This window comes from Prochlorococcus sp. MIT 1223 (genome assembly GCF_034092465.1).
GTDB lineage: Bacteria > Cyanobacteriota > Cyanobacteriia > PCC-6307 > Cyanobiaceae > AG-402-N21.
This window is the reverse complement of record NZ_CP139303.1, coordinates 1,350,997-1,373,724: the sequence shown is the minus strand read 5'-3', so window position 1 is coordinate 1,373,724 and position 22,728 is coordinate 1,350,997. Positions and strand designations below refer to the sequence as shown.

Annotated in this window: 25 protein-coding genes and 2 tRNA genes; 11 read left to right on the top strand and 16 right to left on the bottom strand. The window is 38.5% G+C overall.

Going from position 1 to position 22,728, the window contains the following annotated elements; all coding sequences use genetic code 11:
- Window positions 1–2: 2 nt before the first annotated feature.
- From rpsC to rplC, 7 genes are read right to left on the bottom strand one after another with little or no spacing between them, the layout of a single operon-like run.
- Entirely contained in the window at window positions 3–734 is a 732-nt protein-coding gene (gene rpsC, locus SOI85_RS07280) for a 30S ribosomal protein S3 (protein ID WP_320663735.1), read from the bottom strand.
- A complete protein-coding gene (gene rplV, locus SOI85_RS07275; protein WP_320663734.1) occupies window positions 734–1,120 on the bottom strand; it encodes a 50S ribosomal protein L22 in 387 nt (128 codons plus the stop codon). The genes rpsC and rplV overlap by 1 nt, the downstream gene beginning before the upstream one ends.
- A 4-nt stretch (window positions 1,121–1,124) precedes the next feature.
- A complete protein-coding gene (gene rpsS, locus SOI85_RS07270) occupies window positions 1,125–1,400 on the bottom strand; it encodes a 30S ribosomal protein S19 (RefSeq protein ID WP_320663733.1) in 276 nt (91 codons plus the stop codon).
- Between the two features lie 35 nt (window positions 1,401–1,435).
- Window positions 1,436–2,299, bottom strand: a complete 864-nt coding sequence (gene rplB, locus SOI85_RS07265) for a 50S ribosomal protein L2 (protein ID WP_320663732.1) — start codon at window positions 2,297–2,299, stop codon at window positions 1,436–1,438.
- A gap of 16 nt (window positions 2,300–2,315) precedes the next feature.
- A complete protein-coding gene (locus SOI85_RS07260) occupies window positions 2,316–2,618 on the bottom strand; it encodes a 50S ribosomal protein L23 (RefSeq protein WP_320663731.1) in 303 nt (100 codons plus the stop codon).
- A complete protein-coding gene (gene rplD / locus SOI85_RS07255; RefSeq protein ID WP_320665157.1) occupies window positions 2,611–3,246 on the bottom strand; it encodes a 50S ribosomal protein L4 in 636 nt (211 codons plus the stop codon). Before rplD ends, SOI85_RS07260 begins: the two co-directional genes overlap by 8 nt.
- Window positions 3,246–3,902, bottom strand: a complete 657-nt coding sequence (gene rplC / locus SOI85_RS07250) for a 50S ribosomal protein L3 (RefSeq protein ID WP_320663730.1) — start codon at window positions 3,900–3,902, stop codon at window positions 3,246–3,248. Before rplC ends, rplD begins: the two co-directional genes overlap by 1 nt.
- 375 nt (window positions 3,903–4,277) lie before the next feature.
- Here rplC and SOI85_RS07245 point away from each other — a divergent pair, with 375 nt between their 5' ends.
- The 5 genes from SOI85_RS07245 (at window position 4,278) to recA (ending at window position 7,974) form a co-directional block, all read left to right on the top strand.
- The gene (locus SOI85_RS07245; protein WP_320663729.1) at window positions 4,278–4,739 is read left to right on the top strand and encodes an NAD(P)H-quinone oxidoreductase subunit N; all 462 of its coding nucleotides are present in this window, start codon (window positions 4,278–4,280) and stop codon (window positions 4,737–4,739) included.
- Between the two features lie 20 nt (window positions 4,740–4,759).
- Window positions 4,760–5,770 carry an LdpA C-terminal domain-containing domain gene (locus tag SOI85_RS07240; RefSeq protein ID WP_320663728.1) on the top strand — a complete coding sequence of 337 codons (1,011 nt, stop codon included), beginning with the start codon at window positions 4,760–4,762 and terminating at the stop codon, window positions 5,768–5,770.
- Between the two features lie 145 nt (window positions 5,771–5,915).
- Window positions 5,916–5,987: transfer RNA gene (locus SOI85_RS07235), tRNA-Gln, on the top strand.
- A 16-nt stretch (window positions 5,988–6,003) separates the two neighbouring features.
- Window positions 6,004–6,780, top strand: a complete 777-nt coding sequence (locus SOI85_RS07230) for an HAD family hydrolase (RefSeq protein ID WP_320663727.1) — start codon at window positions 6,004–6,006, stop codon at window positions 6,778–6,780.
- Window positions 6,781–6,837: 57 nt separating this feature from the next.
- The gene (gene recA, locus SOI85_RS07225; RefSeq protein WP_320663726.1) at window positions 6,838–7,974 is read left to right on the top strand and encodes a recombinase RecA; all 1,137 of its coding nucleotides are present in this window, start codon (window positions 6,838–6,840) and stop codon (window positions 7,972–7,974) included.
- Window positions 7,975–8,038: 64 nt separating this feature from the next.
- Here the strand turns inward: recA and SOI85_RS07220 are convergent, their stop codons facing one another.
- Window positions 8,039–8,287 carry a DUF2839 domain-containing protein gene (locus SOI85_RS07220; protein WP_320663725.1) on the bottom strand — a complete coding sequence of 83 codons (249 nt, stop codon included), beginning with the start codon at window positions 8,285–8,287 and terminating at the stop codon, window positions 8,039–8,041.
- 36 nt (window positions 8,288–8,323) lie between these two features.
- Window positions 8,324–9,769: a helicase gene (locus tag SOI85_RS07215; RefSeq protein WP_320663724.1), complete on the bottom strand. Its 1,446-nt coding sequence runs from the start codon at window positions 9,767–9,769 to the stop codon at window positions 8,324–8,326.
- Between the two features lie 75 nt (window positions 9,770–9,844).
- Between SOI85_RS07215 and SOI85_RS07210 the strand changes: the two genes are divergently transcribed.
- Window positions 9,845–10,711 (top strand): prephenate/arogenate dehydrogenase, encoded by an 867-nt coding sequence (locus SOI85_RS07210; protein WP_320663723.1) that lies wholly within the window; start codon window positions 9,845–9,847, stop codon window positions 10,709–10,711.
- Here SOI85_RS07210 and crtD read toward each other — a convergent pair.
- On the bottom strand, window positions 10,708–12,222 hold the full coding sequence (gene crtD, locus SOI85_RS07205; protein ID WP_414477815.1) for a C-3',4' desaturase CrtD: 1,515 nt from the start codon (window positions 12,220–12,222) through the stop codon (window positions 10,708–10,710). The two genes, SOI85_RS07210 and crtD, sit on opposite strands and share 4 nt — an antisense overlap.
- A 34-nt stretch (window positions 12,223–12,256) precedes the next feature.
- On the opposite strand from crtD, the gene SOI85_RS07200 reads away from it, so the two are divergent.
- Entirely contained in the window at window positions 12,257–13,147 is an 891-nt protein-coding gene (locus tag SOI85_RS07200) for a fructosamine kinase family protein (protein WP_320663721.1), read from the top strand.
- Here the strand turns inward: SOI85_RS07200 and SOI85_RS07195 are convergent, their stop codons facing one another.
- Complete coding sequence (locus SOI85_RS07195; RefSeq protein WP_320663720.1) at window positions 13,148–13,504, bottom strand: CAAD domain-containing protein; 357 nt, start codon at window positions 13,502–13,504, stop codon at window positions 13,148–13,150. It abuts the gene before it with no gap.
- Window positions 13,505–13,626: 122 nt separating this feature from the next.
- On the opposite strand from SOI85_RS07195, the gene SOI85_RS07190 reads away from it, so the two are divergent.
- Together SOI85_RS07190 and moeB are read left to right on the top strand one after the other, a co-directional pair.
- A complete protein-coding gene (locus tag SOI85_RS07190; RefSeq protein ID WP_320663719.1) occupies window positions 13,627–14,163 on the top strand; it encodes a M67 family metallopeptidase in 537 nt (178 codons plus the stop codon).
- Window positions 14,164–14,167: 4 nt separating this feature from the next.
- A complete protein-coding gene (moeB, locus tag SOI85_RS07185) occupies window positions 14,168–15,313 on the top strand; it encodes a molybdopterin-synthase adenylyltransferase MoeB (RefSeq protein WP_320663718.1) in 1,146 nt (381 codons plus the stop codon).
- A gap of 15 nt (window positions 15,314–15,328) precedes the next feature.
- Here the strand turns inward: moeB and SOI85_RS07180 are convergent, their stop codons facing one another.
- Entirely contained in the window at window positions 15,329–16,534 is a 1,206-nt protein-coding gene (locus SOI85_RS07180) for a cob(I)yrinic acid a,c-diamide adenosyltransferase (RefSeq protein ID WP_320663717.1), read from the bottom strand.
- A 74-nt stretch (window positions 16,535–16,608) separates the two neighbouring features.
- Here SOI85_RS07180 and larE point away from each other — a divergent pair, with 74 nt between their 5' ends.
- The gene (gene larE / locus SOI85_RS07175) at window positions 16,609–17,448 is read left to right on the top strand and encodes an ATP-dependent sacrificial sulfur transferase LarE (RefSeq protein ID WP_320663716.1); all 840 of its coding nucleotides are present in this window, start codon (window positions 16,609–16,611) and stop codon (window positions 17,446–17,448) included.
- A 23-nt stretch (window positions 17,449–17,471) separates the two neighbouring features.
- Here the strand turns inward: larE and speD are convergent, their stop codons facing one another.
- Both speD and recF read right to left on the bottom strand, forming a co-directional pair.
- Window positions 17,472–17,933, bottom strand: coding sequence for an adenosylmethionine decarboxylase (gene speD / locus SOI85_RS07170; RefSeq protein ID WP_320663715.1), 462 nt, complete (start codon window positions 17,931–17,933; stop codon window positions 17,472–17,474).
- 26 nt (window positions 17,934–17,959) lie between these two features.
- Window positions 17,960–19,057: a DNA replication/repair protein RecF gene (gene recF, locus SOI85_RS07165; protein WP_414477814.1), complete on the bottom strand. Its 1,098-nt coding sequence runs from the start codon at window positions 19,055–19,057 to the stop codon at window positions 17,960–17,962.
- Between the two features lie 101 nt (window positions 19,058–19,158).
- On the opposite strand from recF, the gene SOI85_RS07160 reads away from it, so the two are divergent.
- Window positions 19,159–19,232, top strand: a tRNA-Arg gene (locus tag SOI85_RS07160).
- Window positions 19,233–19,251: 19 nt separating this feature from the next.
- On the opposite strand, the gene SOI85_RS07155 is transcribed toward SOI85_RS07160, so the two are convergent.
- Both SOI85_RS07155 and ppc read right to left on the bottom strand, forming a co-directional pair.
- The gene (locus SOI85_RS07155) at window positions 19,252–19,707 is read right to left on the bottom strand and encodes an N-acetyltransferase (protein WP_320663713.1); all 456 of its coding nucleotides are present in this window, start codon (window positions 19,705–19,707) and stop codon (window positions 19,252–19,254) included.
- A gap of 3 nt (window positions 19,708–19,710) precedes the next feature.
- Window positions 19,711–22,728: a phosphoenolpyruvate carboxylase gene (gene ppc, locus SOI85_RS07150; protein WP_320663712.1), complete on the bottom strand. Its 3,018-nt coding sequence runs from the start codon at window positions 22,726–22,728 to the stop codon at window positions 19,711–19,713.

Here is a 22,728-nt window from a genome sequence, read left to right as displayed (position 1 = left end):
CCTTATTTACCGTCATTTGAGCGATCCTCAAATTGTTGAGGGCGACGATTACCTCGCCGTCGAGGACTTGCGCCAACAGGTAAAGGTTGCTCTTCCTTAGGTAAGACCTCACCTTTGAAAACCCAAACTTTTATTCCAAGTACTCCATAAGTCGTACTCGCAATCTTAGTTGCATAATCAATTTCGGCACGCAAAGTATGTAGCGGGACTCTGCCCTCTCGAGTCCATTCAGATCTGGCTATCTCAGCACCATTAAGCCTTCCTCCAACTTGAATTTTCAAACCTAGTACTCCTGCTCTCTGAGCCCTCTGAACTGCCATACGAATTGTGCGCCTAAACGCAACTCTTTTCTCTAACTGCTGAGCAATATATTCCGCTAAAAGATGCGCATCAGCATCAACTCGGTCAACTTCGACAACATTTATACGAATTTGCCTATTTGTATCTCCAATGGTTTTCTGAATCCCAGATCTGAGATCCTCAATCCCACTACCCTGTCGGCCAACAATTACTCCTGGACGAGCAGTCTTAAGTTCTACTTCGAGTTGATGTGCTTTGCGCGCTATAAGAACTTCGCTAATTCCGGCTGAACCATATTTTTTATTAATGAAGTTGCGAATACGATCGTCTTCTTGAAGTAAAAGAGGGTAAGTCTTGCTTGGTGCATACCAACGCGACCTATGTTCTTGAGTTATTCCAAGACGAATTCCAGTAGGGTGAATTTTATGTCCCATCAGTCTTGAGCCTCCGCATCGAGTGTATTTGTTGGCGCTGCCACAGCAATACTGATATGACAGGTCTGCTTTTTGATAGCAAAAGCCCTTCCTTGAGCTCTAGGTCTAAAGCGTTTCATTGTAGGACCCATATCAGCACTTGCAGTGGTGATAATTAATGAAGAAGGATCTAGTCCCATATTGTGTTCAGCATTTGCAACTGCAGAACGCAATACTTTTGTGATTGGTCCTGTTGAACGATAAGGCATAAATTCAAGCATGATCAAAGCATCTCTATAAGTTCGACCTCTTATCTGATCAAGAACCCGACGAACTTTGGAAGCAGAGCCTCTTATAAATCGGCCATGAGCCTTGGCAACTGAAGAATTGGCGGATGAATTAGTCATTTATTTATCTACCTCCTTTTTTATCTCTAATGTGACCTCTATAAGTACGAGTTGGTGCAAATTCTCCCAACTTGTGGCCAACCATTTGTTCAGTAATGAATACTGGAATATGACTTCTGCCATTATGAACTGCAATTGTGTGGCCAATCATCATTGGAAGAATGGTTGAGGCTCTTGACCAAGTTTTGATAACAGATTTGTCATCATTTTCATTTTGCTTCTCAAGCTTACGGAGCAAGCTATCAGCAATAAAAGGTCCTTTTTTAAGTGAACGTCCCATAGATGATTAAAAGAAAGTGAGAATGGTTCTCGACATTAGGAATCGCGTCCTCCTCGGCTCCGCTTGGAGACGCGACGACGTTTCCGAAGAACAAACCGATTACTTGGCTTATTCTTCTTCCGAGTCTTAAGGCCTAAGGCTGCCTTACCCCATGGAGTGACAGGACCAGCTCGACCTATAGGTGCTTTACCCTCACCACCACCATGAGGGTGATCGCAAGGGTTCATCACACTACCTCTAACTTGAGGCCTTCTGCCTAACCAACGCCTACGACCTGCTTTACCAAGACTAGTATTTCTAATCTCAGAATTACCTACCTCACCAAGAGTTGCGTAACACTCTTGACGAACTAAACGAACTTCAGTCGAGGGTAATTTCAACGCCACATAGTCACCTTCTTTAGCCACAACCTGGGCACTCGCACCAGCAGATCTAACCATCTGCCCTCCTCTACCAGGATATAGCTCAACACAGTGCACACTTGAGCCAAGAGGGATTGCAGATAAAGGAAGAGCATTGCCTGGCTCAATAGGAGAATCAACTCCAGAAATAATCTCTTGACCTATTGATATTCCAGCAGGGGCAAGAATATATCGTTTTTCTCCATCAGAATAAAAAAGCAAAGCCAGTCGAGCATTGCGATGGGGATCGTAATGAATAGCCGCAACTTTAGCGGCTATTCCAGGCTTATTCCTTCGAAAATCAACTAACCTATAAAGTTGCTTATGGCCTCCTCCTCTATGCCTGCAAGTAATAACTCCTCTATTATTTCTACCTTTACGTCGATGTTTTGAAACTACTAATGAGCGTTCAGGCTTGCGACCTGTAAGCTCATTAAAATCAGTTACAACTCTGGTTCTAGTTCCAGGTGTATAAGGTCGGAAAGTTCGAATTGCCATAGTTTTTAATCTCTCCTTATGACTCGGGGAATAGTTGAATTGAGTTACCCTCAGCCAAGCGAACAACAGCTTTTTTTACCTGAGTTCGTTTGCCCGCAAATCTACCAACCCTCCTGCTTTTTCGAGGAGGATTCATAGTACTAATGCCAATAACTTTAACGTCGAACATTTCTTCAATAGCTGCCTTTATGTCTGGCTTTGCAGCCCGATGATCGACTTCAAACGAGTATTGATTTAACTCAATACCTCTTGTTGCTTTTTCAGTAATTAAAGGACGCCTAATTACATCAGCAAGTCTGCCTTTAAAATTGTCAGTCATTGCCATACACCTCCTGAATAATTTTCAATGCATCTTCTCCTACAAGTAATGAGCTTGCATTGAGTAAATCAAAAACATTGAGCTGATCAGCTTTTATTAGCTTGACCTTCTCAATATTTCTAATAGATCTACGAAGAACCTCTGATGGATTGGCAAGAACAATGAGCACCTTCGAATTAGGCTTTATTCCCAATCGAGTAAAAGCATTAATAATCTCCTTGGTTTTTGGAGTATCTAAAGTTCCTCCAAAATCTTTTACAACCAACACATCATCAATTCTGGCCATAAGAGCTGTACGCAAAGCCAAGCGTCGCTCCTTACGATTCATCGATAAATTATATGTTCTAGGCTTTGGACCAAATGTAATTCCACCTCCAGGACGTAAGGGGGTACGAATGGAACCTTGCCGAGCTCTTCCCGTTCCCTTTTGCTTATAAGGCTTGCGACCACCACCTCGGACTTCAGCCCTAGTTAAAGTACTTGCAGTACCTTGCCTACTATGAGCTTGTTGGCGTAAAACTGCTCTGTGCATCAAATCTAATGCACTTGTTTCTTTGGCTACCTTTAGATCAAGAGTCGCATTACCTGCCTCTTTACCTTGCCAATCACGAATAATACAAGTAGCCATCATTTACCTCCTTTAGTAGATATAGAACCAACTCGTTTAGCAGGTGATATGTTCAAAAGTGAGCCAGGCTTACCAGGGACTGAACCCTTTACTACTAGGAGATTTTTATCACTGTCAACTTTTAAAATAGTCAAACCTTTAGTTGTAATTTTCTTCCCTCCATAGCGACCAGCCATTCGCTTTCCTGGATATATTCGACCTGGAGTTGTACCCGCTCCAGTAGATCCAGGTAATCGATGATTTTTGGAACCATGACTCATTGGTCCCCGACTAAACCCATGTCGTTTTTGATAACCAGCAAAACCTCTTCCCATGGAATCTCCGCTGACATCAACTTTTTGACCAGCCTGAAAATTACCAACAGTTATTGCTGTTCCTAGTTCAAAGTCAGCTAGATCTTTTACACGATATTCACGTAAATAACGCAGAAGATCTTTTCCAGACTTAGATAAATGACCTTTAAAAGGTTTATTTATTAGTTTTTCTCTAACAAATCCAAAACCTATCTGAACGGCTGAATAGCCATCAGTTTCGTCGTTTTTTAATTGTGTGATCCGACATGGGCCAGCTTCAATCAAAGTGACTGGAATTGCCCTGCCTTGATCATCGAAGAATTGGGACATTCCCAATTTCTTTCCAAGAATGCCAATAGACATGAGAGTTAATAACGCCAGCATCAAAAATCTCCAATAGGAGATTTATTTGGAAGTGCTGATAAATAGACGCTTATGCACTAAAGGATCGAGAACTGGGTAAACAGAGTCGAAACTTGTAGTTAGCTAGCGAGTTCATCAGCTGGCTGAGACTTAATCAAACTAATAATTTAGATTGATTAGTTTCTCCGCAGCAAGGGCCTCAAACCCTTTCTGCTTGGCCTAAAGATTCACGCATACGTTGAATCTGCCTTACTCTCTGGAGGCTCGGCTAGCGAACGAGCACAGAAAAGCTTCAGCGATATAAAAGCCTACACCACGATGGCACCTTTAATAATTATCTTTAAAGTGTCTTCTAACTCCAATTGAGTTAAAGCAATGCCTCTTCTGCTCTCAGGTCGCAAGTTCCGCCAAGATCTTGAGGATTGTGGCTGCCTTGCAATACTCACACCTTTAGAAGGAGGGGCGGAAACACGTCTATTACGCCGCCTTAGAGCAGCAGGCTATAGAACTCAAATAATCTCAGCTAGAGGTCTTGGAGATCCTGAAATATTTCTCTGCCAACTTCATGGAATAAGGCCTCCACATCTGGGGCATCAAAATATTGGTCGTAATGGTGCACTTGGAGAAGTTCAACAAGTAATCCCACAAATTAATGAATTTTTAAAAGACAATTGTCCAATAGTTCTTTGGTTAATTGAGGGACAAGTTTTATCCCAATCTGAACTACTTAACTTAAATAATCTTTGTCAACGAGAACCTCGTTTAAAAATTGTCATAGAAATGGGAGGGGCAAGAAGTATCAAATGGCAATCAATAACTGAATTTATAAAAGCTTAATTCATATAAATAAATACAATGTGAAAAAACCTACTATTGCAAATGAATTAGCTCTTTCCAAAGGTACCTGGGTAAAATTAATTTGTGGAGCGAGCAATCAAGATTTAGCTTCTATAAGTGATCTGTGCGCCATTTACGCAGCTGCAGGAGTTAACTGCATTGATGTAGCTGCTGATATTGCAGTAGTAAATGCTGCAGAAAAAGGTCTTAATTGGGTTGAGACTCGTTTTGGGAAAAGACCGTGGCTAATGATTAGCGTTAGTGACGGTAAAGATGTGCATTTCAGGAAAGCACACTTTAATCCTGAAAGTTGTCCAGCAGATTGTCCTAGACCTTGCGAAAAAGTCTGCCCCACTAATGCAATCAACCAAGGGGATGGAATTAATAAAAACCTTTGCTATGGGTGTGGAAGATGTTTAACAACATGTCCACTAGGAATTATCGAAGAGAAAGATCAGTCTTTAAAGATTAATGAGTTTGGGTCTTTAATTGCTGAAGCTAATCCTGATGCAGTCGAAATCCATACTGCACCAGGGAGATTACAAGCTTTCGAAGAATCAGTTAAAGCAATCGTTCAATCCAATGTTCCTCTAAAACGAATAGCTGTGAGCTGTGGACTGCAAAATCATTCTATTAACATAGAGATTCTTTCAAAAGAACTTTGGCAACGCCATGAATGCCTATGTCGATATAAACAAAAACCAATCTGGCAGCTAGACGGGAGACCAATGAGTGGAGATTTAGGAAAAGGAACAGGCAAATTCGCAATATCTCTTTGGCAAAAAATTCGACCAATTGCCCCTCCAGGGCCTCTGCAACTAGCTGGAGGGACAAATTCAGAGACAATTAATTATTTATCTAGGGGTCATAGCCCATCAGGCGTGGCATTTGGTGGAATGGCACGCAAATTAATACAACCATTATTACTAGAAGCCCAAGCAAAAAATATGAATCTTATCGATTGGAATGAAGGATGGGATACCGCTCTTGAAAGAGCTCAAAAACTTATTAATCCATGGCTTCAAAGATAAGAACAATACAACTCATAAAAAGTGCAACAAAAAAAAGAAGAAACCCTCATAAAACCGAATTAGGTATGACGAACGAGCCCAGTTGAATCTAAGATATGCCATTATTTCGAATGAGAGACGAGTCTTAAAGCTTTGATCTCTTTATTGGGGCGTCGCCAAGTGGTAAGGCAGCGGGTTTTGGTCTCGCCATTCGTGGGTTCGAATCCTACCGCCCCAGTTTCTCTAAACTATTGGTGACTAAAAAATCTCTTTTAGTTTTTGATTTTGATGGGGTAATTATTGACGGTATTGCTGAGTATTGGTCTAGCTCTCTAAAAGCATCCATGAAATTGCTTGAGCAAAGCATCAATGCTTCTTTTTCTCCATCTATAGTTCCAGAATCCTTCAAATATTTACGGCCATGGGTGAATCATGGGTGGGAAATGGTGATAATTGCTACAGAGTTAATAGATCCTAATAGTGAACTATCTTCCGAAAATTATAAGATTTTTGCCGGGAATTACACAGACAGATGTGATACAGCATTAATCTCAAGAGGCTGGAATGCGAAACAACTTCAAGAAGCTTTAGATAATATTAGAAACGAGAATATACATAGAAATTTAGATCATTGGCTGAGTCTTCACAAAGGTTTTCCTGGAATAAAAGATCGCATTAATCGTCTTAAAGCAGAGGGAATTGAGATTGCTATCCTGACAACTAAAAGTAAAAAATTCACATCTGAGATACTAAATTCACTCCAGATAAGTGTAGATTTTTTATTTGGCTATGAAGCAGGAAGCAAAACAGAAGTATTACTTGAAATGTCTTGCAATCGAACTATAAGGGGCTTCATAGAAGACCGAAGATCCACTCTTGAGAAAGTTTTAATTACTCCAAATTTAGATACGGTACCTTGCTTCTTAGCAAGTTGGGGCTATCTGAAGCCAAGTGATTGCAAGAATCTCCCCGAAGGCATTTACTTGCTAGAGCCCAAAACATTCATAAAGCCCTTGGCGAAGTGGCATTAATTAGCTAGCGTACGCCTGTACTAATCAAAATATTGCTATTAAAGGCCATAAAACATCATGAAAACCGAAGCAAACACCAATCCATCCACAAGTAACGGAAAGCTACCAGTTAATTCAAAGTCTGGAGAAAAAGAAAAAGCATTAAATCTCGTACTAGGGCAAATAGAACGAAACTTCGGCAAAGGATCGATCATGCGCCTAGGAGATGCCTCGAAGATGAGAGTAGAAACGATATCCACAGGTGCTCTTACGTTAGACCTTGCACTCGGGGGAGGTTATCCGAAAGGAAGAGTAGTTGAAGTTTATGGGCCAGAAAGCTCTGGTAAAACAACATTAACCTTGCATGCAATAGCCGAAGTACAAAGGAATGGTGGAGTAGCAGCCTTTGTTGATGCAGAGCACGCATTGGATCCTGTATATGCAGCAGCTCTGGGAGTAGATGTAGAGAATCTTCTTGTTTCGCAACCAGATACAGGCGAGATGGCATTGGAAATTGTCGATCAACTTGTACGTTCTGCAGCCGTCGATTTAGTAGTTGTTGACTCTGTAGCAGCACTAACCCCAAGATCAGAAATTGAAGGAGAAATGGGTGATCACGCAGTAGGAAGTCAGGCGCGACTAATGAGTCAAGCGATGCGCAAAATCACAGGCAATATTGGGAAATCAGGTTGCACAGTCATTTTCCTAAACCAATTACGCCTAAAGATTGGTATCACTTATGGAAATCCAGAAACAACAACTGGAGGAAATGCTCTTAAGTTTTATGCATCTGTCAGACTCGATATACGTCGCATTCAAACTCTGAAAAGAGGAACTGAAGAATACGGAATACGAGCAAAAGTCAAAGTAGCCAAGAACAAAGTTGCACCACCATTCCGAATCGCAGAGTTTGACATTCTATTTGGTCAAGGAATAAGTACCGTTGGTTGTTTACTCGACTTAGCAGAAGAAACTAATATCGTAACTAGAAAAGGTGCATGGTATAGCTATAAAGGCGATAACATTGGTCAAGGTCGAGACAATACAATTAGTTGGCTTGAAGAAAACCCAGAATCCAAAAAACAAATTGAAGTATTAGTAAAGCAAAAACTCACAGAAGGTTCAGAAGTTAGCTCTAATTCAATGAAACCAATAGCTGCGGTTGCACAAAAAACACCACCAATTGTAAATAGTAAAATAGCTACGGCTGCTTAAATAAAATGGAGAGTATGAATGAGATAAATGAGGAAAAGTTAATCGCTACATCCTAATGAAATTGCTAATGCAAATCAGCTGGAATCCACCAACCAGCTGCAGGACCAATAAAACGAACTACGACCCAAAGTAAAACTAAAAGACCTATTCCAAACCAAGCTCCTTTAATGGAGAGTTCGATAAATAATTGCTCTTGCTCTTCGGTAATAGGAAGCCAAGAAAAAATTCTCTGAGAAGAGTCACTTTTTCTTGGCTGCTTGTTTTTGCTGAAAGGAAACTCCTTTTTTTCAGCCCTACGTCGAGCTTCTCCCATGAATCCCCTCAGAATATTCTAGTTGATAATTAAATCTTAAGACGGCATCAACCTTTCCAATGGAGTCCATGGTTCCAATGTTCTAAAAACAAGCCCACCCCAACTTCTAGAACGTAATCGTCCGTCAAGAATAGCCACTCTACCTTGATTTTTGCGAATTGGCTCTACCGCAAAAGGTATCATATTTAAAACATCAGGTAATAATAAATCTCGGAACCAATCTCGGCCTTCTTTTTTGAGTTCATTAACTCTTGCTTGGAGCAACGGTGATTCCAAGCTTGTAAATGGCAGTATGGCAAATATTAATTGATGAGGTACTGGTATTTGTTCATGATGTTTTAACCACCAAGAGCAACTACAACTAACAACTCCATTAGATTCAGGTGTTGTCGTTTCTTGAACAACTCTCCTGCCAAACTCTGCAGCCAATTGACTAGTTAATTTAGCTCTAAGCTGAAAATCATCCAATAAAATAATTGTAATTCCTGGAACTCCAAGAATTAATCTTCGACATTGATCCAGAAGGTATTCTGCAAAATACTCTGTATTAGGTAATGGCTGACGATAAGGAACAAATAGTTGAATAGGCTCTTGATGAATTGTTCTTCCAAGACTTATAGAAACATTTAATTCACAAGGAATAGTTTTCAACTCTGATAGAAGTAAATCATTTTGCAATGACCCTGCAAGCATCAAAAAAGACGATTTATTTAAAAGACTTTGAATATGTTTCAAAGGTTCTAAAGGCTGTAAATGCCATGTCCAGTCTAGTGTTTTGTGATTCAATTGTCCCCAGCTAGCCCAACCACTTTTAATCGCATGAACAATCTCAGGCCACGGAGAAGGCAAGGATCCTGCAATCGTCAAAAGATCCTTTAACGCAAGAAGGTCACCATTATCAATGGAAACTTGTGCATCTTCAGATGCCGCTTGAATAAAAATTCTTTTGGTAATTCTCTGATAAATCTCTAAAAAAGCTGAATCAAAAACTGGTAAAGCTCTTCTTAATTGTTCCCAATCTAAATGATGAATTTTAATGGCAATTGTTTCCCTCAGCCTTTCACAAAGAAATTCTGCTTCCGGAATAATTATTTGCTTAAAATTTAACAATCCATTTTCAAAAACATATAAAAAACCGGCATAATCCAGTAACCAAACTTTTCCATTTGGAGGAGGTTCTAATCCTTCCCAAAGAGGGAAATGTAAACCAGCATCTTTTAATCGAGGTAATTCAAAATCCAAAAGACGTCTACGTTGTTTTAAAGAAAGAACCAAAACCGCATCAGAACTATCTAAACAAAGAGGAATAAGTATGCCAGGCCACCAATAATTCTTACTCCCAATTGGTAATTGCAATAAGGATTTATCTCTTCTGCGCAAACTTCTAGCAACTAATCGACTTAAAGTTAAATTGTGATGCCAAATTGAAGTCTCACTTTGCAATAAGACTTTTAGATGATTATGAGCATTAGCTTCCAACATCACAATTGCCTAAGATCAAGAGAAGCTTGATCTCCATATTGATCTATAGATGATCATTTTGAACAAAACAACTATATGACGCAAACACTCAAACCCTCAAAAACAATTGGAATAGTTGGACTAGGACTTATTGGAGGATCATTAGGTTTAGCCCTTCAGAAAGTTGGTTATAACGTCCACGGACTAACTCATCGTTCTATTACCGCGGCTAGAGCAAAAAAAAGAGGTCTAGCAAATCTAATAAGTACGAATCATGAAATTCTGCAGAACTGTTCAACTGTGATACTTGCATTACCGCTAAACCAGCTTTTAAATCCAAATCAAAACTTGATTGATGCACTACCAATTAATGCAACTATTACAGATGTAGGTTCTGTGAAAGAACCTATTGTAAAGATATGGAAAAATTTGCATCCTAAGTTTGTAGGAAGTCATCCAATGGCTGGAACAAGCCAGTCAGGTGTAGAAGCAGGAGAAGTAAACCTCTTTAATGGAAAAGCATGGGTCACTACTCCCGATTCATCAACTGATATAGAAGCCCTTCAAACAGTTAGAGAGTTAGCTGTCGATCTTGGATGTCATTGGATAAGTGCAAATCCTGCTGATCACGACCAAGCGGTAGCGTTAATTTCTCATCTACCAGTCTTAGTAAGTGCCGCACTTCTAAAAACAGCTGACAATGAGAAAAGCGAATCTATTTCAAACCTAGCAAGAGCCCTAGCTTCTAGTGGTTTTGCGGATACAACCCGAATTGGTGGAGGTAATGCAGAACTTGGTTTGTCAATGATGGCAAATAATACTGAAGCAATCATCTACTTTTTAAATTCCTATCAAGAGACTTTAAAAGAGTTCAAAGACACAATATCTTCTAAAGATTGGAATAGCTTGAGAAATAAATTAGAAAAAACACATGAAATTCGGCCTGATTTCCTCAATAATTAATGATATACATCAATTCGTTGTCTACCTCTAGTAGCCATAATTTGATTACACACCATTAAAGCTGATTGACTTACGCCAGCTGTACCTTCTCCAGGGTAGATAGAGTCTCCACAAAGCCATAGTCCTTTCATTGGCGTTCTACTTGGTAACCCCAAGAAACCAAAATTCAATGGGTGCTGTCCAAGTCCTCCAACAATACCTTTGGGACGACCAGTCCATTTTGCAAAACTGACCGGGGTGGATAATTCTCGATGTAGCCAATCATCATCAGAAAAGTGAAAGTAACAATTTAATTCAGAAGTAATCTGCTCGAAAATGATTGCTTTTTTAGCTTGATAAGTATCTTGATTTAAAGAGAACCAATCATCAACATCTGTAAATAAACTCGCGATAAAAGTAGCTTCTCTTAGTGGAGCTCGCCCATCACCTTCTCTACTAATTGAAATAAATAGCGACCCAAATATTTTAGAAACTACTTGCAGATGCTCTGGGCAATTGCTGGGCAAAGCCTCACGATTAATTGCTCCATAAAAAACTATAGCTCCACTTGGCTTAGATAAATTCTTTAACTTCTTATAATAATTTCTTGGCATGCCATGACGAATTGGCAACAAAGTCAATAAAGACTGGGGAGGAAGTGAAAAAATCACATCATTGGATTGCAATAAACGTTTTGAATTATTCTTACTAACAATTTCTACTTCCCACAACTTTTCTGGAGCTAATGATTTCAATCCAACTACTTTTTGACTTAGTAATAAATTCCCTCCATCCCGATTAAAACAAGCTGATAAATAATCGCTCATTTTTTGCATAGAACCTGATAAATGCCATAAGCCAAGAGGTTCCTGTGCCATTTGAAGAACGGTTGCTCCATATAAAGCGGCTGTTCTTTCAGTAGATTCTTGGGAATATAATTTCAACTGTATATCTAAAAATTTCTTTAATCGCTTATCGGCATAACAACCCGTTAACTTTAAAAGATCGGCAACCGAAAGTGTAGTGAATAATCCTGCGGGTAGATTCTCTAAACGAATGGACTGGATAAAGCACCGAAAATCCCAATAACTGCGTACAGGTAAAACAGGATTTCGACTTGCTATAGACCAATTGCTGTTATGTAATGCAGAGCAAAGATTCCAAAAAGATTCGCTTCCAGGAAATTGTTGTTTCCTCTCTTCCAACCATTTCTGACGATCATGCCAGATGTAAATAGGGTCAGAACCATCTACTAAATCCACTAAGCAACCTGGGTTCAAAATTGTTGCCTCAGGGATAGGAGAATTCAAATATCTAAACAATCGTTCATGAATGCCTCCAGGCTCCAATCCTGCGACTTGAGTGGCTCCTACATCAAACACATAATGACCTCGACGAAAAGTACCTGCACATCCGCCTAACTGGGAATGGGCTTCTATTAAGGTTACGGGGATTCCTTCGTGAGCAAGTAAGGATGCCGCAGTTAAGCCGGCTATGCCGCCTCCAACAACAATTACTGATTCGTCTTGTATCATTCAATAAATTTTAAAAATTAAACAATAATCAATGCAAGAGTTAATTGTTAATGAACTGAGAAAGGAAAAAAACATTTTCCCAGAAACAGAAATAAAAACAATCGTTCCTGTTTCTGGAGGAAGTATCCATAAATCCTGGCATATAGAACTGAAAAATGGAAAACACTTTTTTGCAAAGACAACTGCTAAAGAAAAATTTGAAATGCTTAAGTTCGAAGTTCAGTGCTTAGAAGAACTTACAAAATTTGCTAATAAAGAGCTCCTTGAAATACCCCACCCAATTAGCATAAAACAATTAAACCAATTCTCCATACTGCTTTTACCTTGGTTGGATCTAAGAAATAGAAATCAAACTAATTTAGGAAAAGGTCTGGCTATGCTTCATAAGAATTCTGAAAATAATAACCAAGAAAAATTTGGATGGCCAAATGATGGATTTATAGGTTCAAATTTGCAAAAAGGAGGATGGATGAAGAATTGGGGGGAGTTTTTTGTAGAATTTAGATTAAAGCCACAACTATCTCTAGCCGCAAAACAAGGAAAAATAAATGGTGATTTCCAAAGATTTTTAGGCAAAGTAATATCCTTTTTAAATCAACATGACCCCAAACCTGCTTTAGTTCATGGTGATTTATGGGGAGGTAATGTTGCAACTAATAAAAATAATAAAGGTATTTTGTTTGACCCTGCTTCTTATTGGGCAGACAAGGAAGTCGATATAGCAATGACTTATCTATTTGGTGGATTCACTAATGATTTTTATAATGCATATAATGAAATATCTCCTCAGTCTGAGTTAGCAATTAAAAGGATTGATATTTATAATCTTTATCATTTAATAAATCATGCAAATATATTTGGAGGTTCTTATATAAACCAAAGTTTATTGATGATGAAGAAATTAAACCTTTACCTGAGTTAATCAACCTAAATACTCTTGTCTAAGATTCTGAACTTTCTCTACCACCGCATTTCTTTTTTCACTAGTTGTAAGATTCTGCCAACACCATTGGCATAGAACAACAACTCCAAGTAGTTCAAGCAATCCAGGCAAAATTGGGAAGAAATTAATAGTGTCAATTACTATTTTTATTAGTACTTGAGCAAGTATTACGATGGCGACAATGCCTGCGGCCTTGCCATATTTACCCATCTGAGTCCAATCAATTTTGCTTAGGGTCTCATTGAGCTTGTTCATAACCTCACCGGAACGTTCGGAGAAGCCACTGCCTTGAGTAGTATTTGAGCCTTCTTTTGACTCTGAAGGAGCATCTGACATGAACGCAAACTCTAATCAAGTACTTTTTTTTAGCCTATCGAAATAATCTTTTTTATGCCAGGGTAACAATACAGATAATTCCGAACCTGAATAGAGAGGATACCGAACTTCAAGATTTACTAATGAACATTCCACGCTTTGTTGAACTATCCGAAGAGAATCAAAATGTTTTGCATAGAATAATTTTAGATGCAATACCCAATGAAGGCTGTGCTTTGCTCATAGGCAAAGAAGTCAAGGAAGCAGTCTCATCAGGTGAAATTAATTTAACTATTCAAAAAGTTTGGCCCTGTTCAAATGTATGGGAATCTGGAATATTCAAAGAAGATGCAATTACCCCCAAAGAATCCAGGGATCGAATATTAGATTTATCCAGAAAAAATCGATTTTTAATTTCCCCAACTGACCAGATTCAAGCTCAAAAATGGGCACGTTCTAAAAATCTAAAAATTTTAGGGAATGCTCATTCACACCCTTCTAGCGAGGGAATTCCTTCGAAAATTGATATTGCCCTGAGTTCAAGTCATAATTTAATGATTATTGTAGACAGTGGTGATATTTTGCGTGCTTGGTGGATAATAAATAAGAAACAATTTCAAGAAATTAAAATTGTTTCTTATTTATTATCTACAAGCAGACTCAATTCCACTCTCACTTAATTAAATGCGAAAAGAAATAAATGATGCTTATGAATTAACTAATGAAGAGTTAGCACGATATGCACGGCATATCTCATTAGAGGAGATAGGAGTTCGTGGACAAAAGATTCTAAAAGAAAGTTCTGTTTTATGTATAGGGAGTGGTGGTCTAGGCTCTCCAATTATTATTTATCTAGCTGCTGCTGGTATAGGAAGAATTGGGATTGTCGATTTTGATATAGTTGAAGAATCAAATTTACAAAGACAAGTAATACATGGGAATAATGCAGTTGGTAGATTAAAGGTTGATTCTGCTAGAGAAAGGATTCTTGAAATAAATCCAAATTGCGAAGTTAATACCTTTGAAGAGATTCTAAATAAAAATAATGCTATAGAGATAATTAAAGAATTTGACATAATTTGTGATTGCAGTGATAATTTCCCAACTAAGTATTTAATAAATGATGCTTGCGTGATACTAGACAAACCAATGATATATGGCTCAATAGCCAAATTTGAAGGACATGCGTCAGTTTTCAACTTGAACTCTAGAAGTCCTAATCTAAGGGATCTAATTCCTGAGCCCCCAGCAAGTGAACTTCTTCCTAGCTGTTCCGAAGGAGGCGTGATAGGTGTTTTACCAGGAATTATAGGATTAATTCAAGCTACAGAAGTAATAAAAATTATATTAAATATAGGAGATACTCTAGACGGAAGACTTTTAGTGTTCAATGCACTTAAGATGAAATTTAAAGAATTAAATATTAAATCTAACGGAACAAAAAATTATATAAATAAATTAATCGAATATGAGGGTTTCTATTTTAATAAGAGAGAACTCACTAAAATAAACTCTATAGAAAATATTTCAATAAAAGATTTGCAATGTCTTTTAGAAAGTGGGATTAATAATTTACTATTAATAGATGTAAGAAGTGAGTCTGAGCATAAATTAAAATCTATAGAGAATTCAAAACTATTTCCTTTAAATACAATTAATGATGAAAGTTCAATTCCAACTATAAGAAAACTTGGAAAAGGCAAAAAAATTTATGTTCACTGCAAAACTGGTAAAAGATCTATACAAGCAATTCTCAAGCTCAAGGAAGAAGGTATTAATTGTATAAATGTTGAAGGAGGAATAGAAGCCTGGGAGAAGGAAAATATGTAATAGATATTATATTAATCAATAATCAACGCCACGTTTTAAATCTACCCCACTCTCAGCGTAGTGTTTATGACATACCATTTCAGAGTGAACACTAGCCAAATCAAAGTATGCAGGTTGGTTCTTACATCTTCCAGTAATTATTACTTCTGTGTCAGATGGCTTACGTAATAATGTTTGCACAATTGGTTCAACAGGAAGCAATTCCAAGTCAATAGTTGGGTTTAATTCATCCAAGATTACAGTTTTATAAAGGCCGCTAGAGATAGCCGCACTTGCTATCTCCCATGCTCTTTCTGCTTCTACATAGTCAATAGGTTGTTGCTGGCCTCTCCAAACTATTGCATCTCTACCAGATCTAAGATGATCAACCAAATGTGGATAAATCTCACGTAAAGCAGCTATTGCAGCATCTTCTGTATAACCGCTACCACCCTTCAGCCACTGCAATATCAATACTCTATGACTCTTGTCTTGGCTAATCCCGCGCCCAATAGCTTGCAAAGCTTTACCAAGAGCGCTAGTAGATTTCCCTTTGCCTTCCCCTGTATATATTTCTATTCCACCTAGATTTGAAGGAATTGCAATGTTTTCATTCATCCCTGGTCGACGATGAGCTTTCATTTCAGAATGTAATTGTGCAATTTTTATTAACCCAATGGGAGCAGCTCTGCCAGTGACAATAATCTCCATTCCATTAGGCCTTGCGGCAAGTGTTTTCCCAACCTCTTCTACGGGTAATAAGCCCAAAGCCAATACAGGGTTTAATTCATCAAGTACAACAACTGAATAAAGAGCACTTGCAATAGCCCCTTTTGCAATATCCCATCCTCTTTGAGCCTCTTGAATATCAAATTTTGTAGATTCCTCGGCAGTAAAAAAATCTGCTCTTCCCGTCCTAACTTGATCGATTAAATGGGGGAAACCCTGCTGCAAAGCATCTATTGCTGGATCTTCGTCATAGGATCTTTCAGGTCCTTTAAGAAATCGGAGAAGGAGAACTCTTGTTTGTTTCTTCTCGCAAATCCCTAACCCTATAGTCCGTAAAACTACGCCTAAAGCAGCTTGGCTTTTGCCTTTACCATCTCCATCATAAATATGTAATTGTCCTTGCTTTCTTTCCTGACTATCGCTAGCAGTAACTATCCCAATTCCTTTCCCACGTGAAGGACGGTTAGCTTTACTCTGAGAAGATATATTTTCTTCTTTTCTAATAGACTCCATAAATCAATTTGATTTCAATTAAAGCTTAACCACATCTATAGGCGAAAATAAACTCTAAATAAAAACCTAAAGAAGTGGAATTCCCTCTGGTTGAAAAATTGGACAAAACAAAAGAAAAGCAATTAGTTAATCTTAGAGATTTTATCCGAAATCTAGGCAGAGTGTTTATTGCATATTCAGGAGGGGTTGACAGCACTCTTGTTGCTGCCATTTCATTTGAACAATTAGGGTCTGAAGCGATTGCTGTCACTGGGGTTTCTCCTGCACTAGCTCCATATCTTCTTAATGAGGCAAGGCAACAAGCCAATTGGATCGGCATTAATCATCAAGAATGTCTAACGCAAGAACTTCTTGATCCCAATTACAACAGTAATCCTGTAGATCGTTGCTATGCATGCAAAAAGGAATTGCACAAGCATCTAAAAGCTATTTCGGAGCTTTCAGCAGGTGCAAAAGTTTTAGATGGTGTAAATCATGATGATCTCAGTGAAGACAGGCCAGGGATAGAAGCAGCAAAAATGGCAGGTGTTATTTCCCCTCTAGCTGAATTAAAAATTCCCAAAAACACTGTTCGAGTCTTATCGAAAGGGTTAGGATTTCCATGGTGGGACAAACCAGCTCAACCATGCTTGGCTTCGAGGTTTCCGTATGGTGAAGCAATTAGCTCAAAACGACTAAAGCAAATCGCCTTAGCCGAAAAATGGCTTATTTCTAGAGGGTTCATAAAAGTTCGTGTCAGACTACATGGCTTATCTGCAAGAATTGAAATACCCAAAGAATGTATTGATGATTTTCTAAAAAGTTCTGTACGTGAAGATGTTGTCAAGTATTTCATATCTATAGGGTTTACATCTGTAAGTTTAGATCTTGAAGGACTCGTAAGCGGTAAGTTGAATCGGGATAAAAATAACTAAATAATAAGATCTTATTATTTAGCTTAATTAGATGAATGAGAAAATTGAACTGGCGCCTTTCTTTTTAGACTTTGCAAAGAAAATCTTTTTGCAGATAACTCCTTAATTAAAACATCACAAGCTCGCTCAGGCATTGCATGGTCTCCACAGGTAAAAACATCCACAGCTCCATATCCCATTTCAGGCCATGTATGAATAGAAATATGAGATTCTGCGAGTAATGCAAGACTAGTTAGTCCTTGTGGCTCAAATTTATGAGTAGTGAGATTAAGTAAGGTTGCTCCTGCATATTTAGCTGCAAGTTTAATTGCTTTATTGACGAATTTTTCATCATTGAGTTTATATTTATTGCATTCATATAATTCAAGAATGCAATGTTTACCGATAACATATGAATCACTTAAAGATATTTCCTGAGGAAAATCGCTGATTTGATTTTCACTCCACCCAGGATTTGGATGTAAACAAGATAGAAAATGATCCATAGAAAAATTAAAAAATGAGTTTTAGATTAACTGATTTCATGTATGGACTTTGAAGATTTTAAGTCCATAACTTGTGAATGTTTTTTCCAGTCACCTTCGAAAGCATCTAGATGTGTTGCACTTATCAAGCATTGATGAGTGTTCCCCACGGCCTCTAAAAGTAATAATTGGCGATGAGGGTCAAGTTCTGCAAGCACATCATCTAGAAGCAAGATTGGACACTCTCCATAAATTTGGCCAATTAGCTCTAATTCTGCCATCTTTAATGCCAACACAAGAGTTCTTTGTTGACCTGCAGAAGCAAATCGTCTTGCTTGAAATCCATTCAGTAAAAATCCAACCTCATCCCGATGAGGGCCAATGCGACAATTTCCTATTCTTTCTTCATCATTTCTCTGAGCAAATAACTGCTTCTCTATTGAAAGTCGCCAAACAAGCTCATCTTCTTCTTCTTCTAAATGACTGCCTGGTAAGTATTCAATTTGCAAGCATTCTTGCTCATTGCTCAACCTTTTTTGCCATGAATCAGCAAGGGGCTGTAAATGGCTTAAAACTCGTCTCCGGCGGCGATGGATACGAGTACTAACTAATGCCATCTGAACATCAAACGCATCCAACAATGCCTTGCGATCTAGAGATGATACATCCCTTAATTGAACCCATAGTTGACTTCTTTGCCGCAATAATTTATTAAACCTACTTATTAAATCTAAATACACTGGTTCAAGTTGCTGGACAAGTCGATCAAGCCAATTACGCCTGAGTGATGGCTCTCCTCTTACCAAGCCAAGATCCAAAGCACTAAAGCAAACACACCTCAAGGGACCAACTAAATCAAGTTGTCTAGAAAGAGGCTTGTCATTACGAAAAACCTTGCGGCCTCCTTGCTTATTCAATTCCAAGAAAAGCTTTTCTTCTTCATTCGAAACTGCTTTTATAAAAGCAGTTTTTTCATTCCAAAAAATAATATCTTGATCTCTACTTGAACGATGAGACCTTAAGGTTCCAATTAATTCAACAGCCTCCAGAAGATTTGATTTCCCAATACCATTTGACCCAATCACCAATAAACGATTTTCAGTCAACTCAAGTTGAAACCGTTTGTAGTTTCTAAACCACTTCAGTTCTAAGGAATTAAGTCGAATCTTTGCCCTGGAAATCATTAGCTAAAGTGATTTTGTGAGGGCCTTAATATTGGTCTCATTTTATGGCGTAACCCTATTTAGGGCATGTAGCTCAGTTGGATAGAGCATCAGATTCCGGTTCTGAGAGTCGGGGGTTCGAGTCCCTCCATGCTCGTTAAGAAATTAAATTTTAATTAAACTCTAAATCCCATAGTTCTAATTCCACCAGGATCAAGAAGAAATCCATGATCTTGTAGTGCTTTTACAGCAATGCCAGGAGCTGCTACAGAAATACTGCAACCAGGCATTTTTTGCCTAATCATTACCAAAATACGATGCACCAGAATACTCATTACTAAATCTTGGGATTTTCCTGGTTCAGCAGAAAGATCCCACAAATTCGCATTCAATCCTCGATCACTTGTTACCCGGACAAATCCATATAATCTACCAGTACTCTTTTCTACAAGACTTAAAAAGTAGTCGCTTTTCTTTATTGCTAACTCTAGCCTCTGCGGAGGGTGGGTTTGCAACTTACACCTTGAAAGCAATCTGTTAATCGCCTGGGGGGCAGGGGGATCTTTAGACTCCAAGATAAATCTATCGGGGATTTTAGGTGCTTTTGAGTATCGATGAGGAAAACTGATCAAGGCTCAACCTGTATTACGCATTCCTGCAGCAATACCATTAATGGTTAACAAGGCACCTCTCAGCAATTCACTACGGCTATAAGTTCGCTTAGCTTCTCTTTTATGAAAAGAAGATTCACTCATCGGAGGTTGTCGGTTTTGATCTCGTAGGCGACGTAATAAAGCAACTTGTAAAAAGCCTAAAGGAATAATTGTCCTATTTCTAAGATTAACAGATAATTGCAAGGCCGGATCATCACTGAGCAGTCTTGATTTAGCAGTGATTTGAAGAATTAGTCTCTTAGTTAAGCTATATTCTGAAGATATTGTCTCAAAAATATCGTCAAAGGCTTTCTTATTGTCGCTACTTCCAAGACTTGTAACATAGTGATGAGCCACTTCTAGATCAACCTTGGAGAGTGTCATCTCCACCTTCGAGATCAACATCCTAAAAAAAGGCCAACGCTGATGTAAGGCTCTTAATAGAACTATTGAGTTGGGATCTGCTTCTAATTCATGAGATAAAGCAGTGCCTACCCCAAACCAACTAGGAAGTAAGAATCTACTTTGGGTCCATCCGAAAACCCATGGAATGGCTCTTAAGCTAGATAAATCTTTAGCTCCTGTTTTTCTTCTCGCTGGACGACTTGAAATCTGCAACTTACTAATCTCTTCAATTGGAGTCACTTCTTGAAAAAATTGGACTAAGTCAGGGTTCTCATGAACTAAGGCTCTGTAATGCTCTCTGGAGCGTCCTGCAAGTCTTGTCATTAAATCATTCCAACTAGGAGTCTCATCAAGATCATTTTTTACGAGACTATTTTGGAGGACAGCCGTAGTAACAGTTTCTAAATTGTAAAGAGCAAGCTCTGGCAAACTGTACTTAGAAGCAAGCACTTCTCCTTGTTCAGTGATCTTTATACGCCCTTGCAAAGTTCCACTAGGTTGAGCAAGAATTGCTTGATAAGCAGGCCCACCTCCACGACCAACAGAACCACCTCGTCCATGGAATAATCTAAGAGCTATACCTTGTTGACTAGCGAGATTCTGAAGAGCTATCTGAGCTTTATGAATTTCCCAATTGCTCGATAAAAATCCAGAATCTTTATTACTATCTGAATAACCAAGCATGAGCTCTTGAAGTGGTTGGGATTTTTCCCCTACAACAGGTAAAAGTTTTCTATAAATTGGCGATTGAAGCAATGCTTCCATAACAGCTGGGGCTCTTTGTAAATCTTCAACTGTTTCAAACAAAGGTACTACCAATAAATCAGATGTTCCGCTAGAGGAATCAACAAGTCCTGACTCTTTGGCTAAGAGTAAAACTTCCAAAAGATCAGAAGCAGTATGACTCATTGAAATTACATAAGAGCGACAAATTCGACTACCAAACTCTTGCTGCAATCTATGCAACATTCGAAAAACAGAAAATGTTTCTTCAGTACTACTAGACCATTCGACAGCAGTAGGTATTAACGGTCTTCGGGTTTTCAATTCATCCATCAGCCAAGTAACTTTCTCCTCTTCGCTCATATCGTCATATAGCTTGGAAAGTCTAAGATATTTAGTCAATTCATTGATAGCATCGCTATGTCTATTGCTCTCTTGCCTAATATCAAGACTTGCTAGAGAAAATCCAAAGATATGAACTTGTGTTAGCAAGGTGTCCAAAGATTCACAACTTAAGTCTGTATTAACCAAGCTATTTCTAATTAGTTCTAAATCACTTCTAAACTCGATAAATGATTCATAGTGAAGTGTATCACTTGGACTACTAATAGTAGCAATAGATCTAGTAATGTCTAGAGAGGTCTGCCAGCCAGCTTCCGCTAACTGCGTGTTCCTTTCATGAGTTAAACGTAGTCTTTCAATTGTATAACTCAATTTCAAACGATATGGTTCTAGTCTGTAACGAGCTGCTCTCTCTTCATAAATCTCAGGAAAACGCACTCTATCAATTTCTAAAGACTCAAGAAGTGGGGGACTAACTTGACTCCACTGCATGGAAATACTCAATTGATCCCTAAGGTCCTTTACTGCTTGCATATATCTCTCTAACATCAATTGACGCTGATAGCAGGCTGTTTTCCACGTAATTTCCGAAGTAACTGATGGATTTCCATCACGATCTGAACCAACCCAAGAACCAAAAGTACAAAAAGCTTCTTGGGGGATTTCAATATCAGGGTAACTATGAGATAATGCAGAGATAAGACGCCTACGAAGCTGAGGCATTGCATCAAATAATACCTGTTGAAAATAGTGAAGTGCATAATCAACTTCATCTAACACTGACGGCTTGAACTGGTGCAACTCATCTGTTCTCCACCATAATCGAATTTCTTCTTCTAATTGCAATCTCAAGCTTTCTTTTTCAGTGATTGATTGTGTCGTGTCAGATTGATATTGTTGTAGCAAAGTTGCTACTCTTGTTTGCTTATGTCTAACAGTATGTCGCACTATCTCTGTTGGATGTGCTGTAAATACAAGTCTAATATCCATTTCTCTTAGAAGTGCTTCTAATTTTCCAGGGGGAACATTTAATCGTCTTAAGCGTTGAAATAATTCGCTAAAGGTTGCAGGTGCCGTTTGACTAGCTAAGGGAGGTGCAAAGGGATCTGGCTCATTCTCTTTTTTAGTCTTTGATGTACTAATCGATTCAAGGTAGCTATCTTCCTCAATTCGTTGTTCAAGAATATTTACCAATTGAAAATAAAGTGAAAAAGCACGGGCTGCTGAAATCGCCTCAGCAAGATCCATATTGCCAATAAGTTGAGCTATTTCACTGCTAGAGTTTGTTTGATTTAAACCTTCAAGTACTCCAGGGTTACTAAGTTCCTTAAGACGTAATAAACGATCGGTTTGATCTGTAGGACATTCGCTTCGTAGGACTGTTTTCCAAAGATCTTCAACTAATTCAAGTCTTTGCTCTAACAAACGTCCTGGATCGGAAAGTAAGTCTATTATCTTACCTGAAGCTTCATTTTCAGTAAAAGAAGGTAGTTGTTCAGAAGAGAAATTCGGAGAATTGGATTTTGTCAT

Coding starts and splice junctions, on each gene's coding strand:
- rpsC (WP_320663735.1), bottom strand. CDS start 734: ATGGGACATAAAATTCACCCTACTGGAATTCGTCTTGGAATAACTCAA.
- rplV (WP_320663734.1), bottom strand. CDS start 1,120: ATGACTAATTCATCCGCCAATTCTTCAGTTGCCAAGGCTCATGGCCGA.
- rpsS (WP_320663733.1), bottom strand. CDS start 1,400: ATGGGACGTTCACTTAAAAAAGGACCTTTTATTGCTGATAGCTTGCTC.
- rplB (WP_320663732.1), bottom strand. CDS start 2,299: ATGGCAATTCGAACTTTCCGACCTTATACACCTGGAACTAGAACCAGA.
- SOI85_RS07260 (WP_320663731.1), bottom strand. CDS start 2,618: ATGACTGACAATTTTAAAGGCAGACTTGCTGATGTAATTAGGCGTCCT.
- rplD (WP_320665157.1), bottom strand. CDS start 3,246: ATGGCTACTTGTATTATTCGTGATTGGCAAGGTAAAGAGGCAGGTAAT.
- rplC (WP_320663730.1), bottom strand. CDS start 3,902: ATGTCTATTGGCATTCTTGGAAAGAAATTGGGAATGTCCCAATTCTTC.
- SOI85_RS07245 (WP_320663729.1), top strand. CDS start 4,278: ATGCCTCTTCTGCTCTCAGGTCGCAAGTTCCGCCAAGATCTTGAGGAT.
- recA (WP_320663726.1), top strand. CDS start 6,838: ATGAAAACCGAAGCAAACACCAATCCATCCACAAGTAACGGAAAGCTA.
- SOI85_RS07220 (WP_320663725.1), bottom strand. CDS start 8,287: ATGGGAGAAGCTCGACGTAGGGCTGAAAAAAAGGAGTTTCCTTTCAGC.
- SOI85_RS07215 (WP_320663724.1), bottom strand. CDS start 9,769: ATGTTGGAAGCTAATGCTCATAATCATCTAAAAGTCTTATTGCAAAGT.
- SOI85_RS07210 (WP_320663723.1), top strand. CDS start 9,845: ATGACGCAAACACTCAAACCCTCAAAAACAATTGGAATAGTTGGACTA.
- SOI85_RS07200 (WP_320663721.1), top strand. CDS start 12,257: ATGCAAGAGTTAATTGTTAATGAACTGAGAAAGGAAAAAAACATTTTC.
- SOI85_RS07195 (WP_320663720.1), bottom strand. CDS start 13,504: ATGTCAGATGCTCCTTCAGAGTCAAAAGAAGGCTCAAATACTACTCAA.
- SOI85_RS07190 (WP_320663719.1), top strand. CDS start 13,627: ATGAACATTCCACGCTTTGTTGAACTATCCGAAGAGAATCAAAATGTT.
- moeB (WP_320663718.1), top strand. CDS start 14,168: ATGCGAAAAGAAATAAATGATGCTTATGAATTAACTAATGAAGAGTTA.
- SOI85_RS07180 (WP_320663717.1), bottom strand. CDS start 16,534: ATGGAGTCTATTAGAAAAGAAGAAAATATATCTTCTCAGAGTAAAGCT.
- speD (WP_320663715.1), bottom strand. CDS start 17,933: ATGGATCATTTTCTATCTTGTTTACATCCAAATCCTGGGTGGAGTGAA.
- ppc (WP_320663712.1), bottom strand. CDS start 22,728: ATGACAAAATCCAATTCTCCGAATTTCTCTTCTGAACAACTACCTTCT.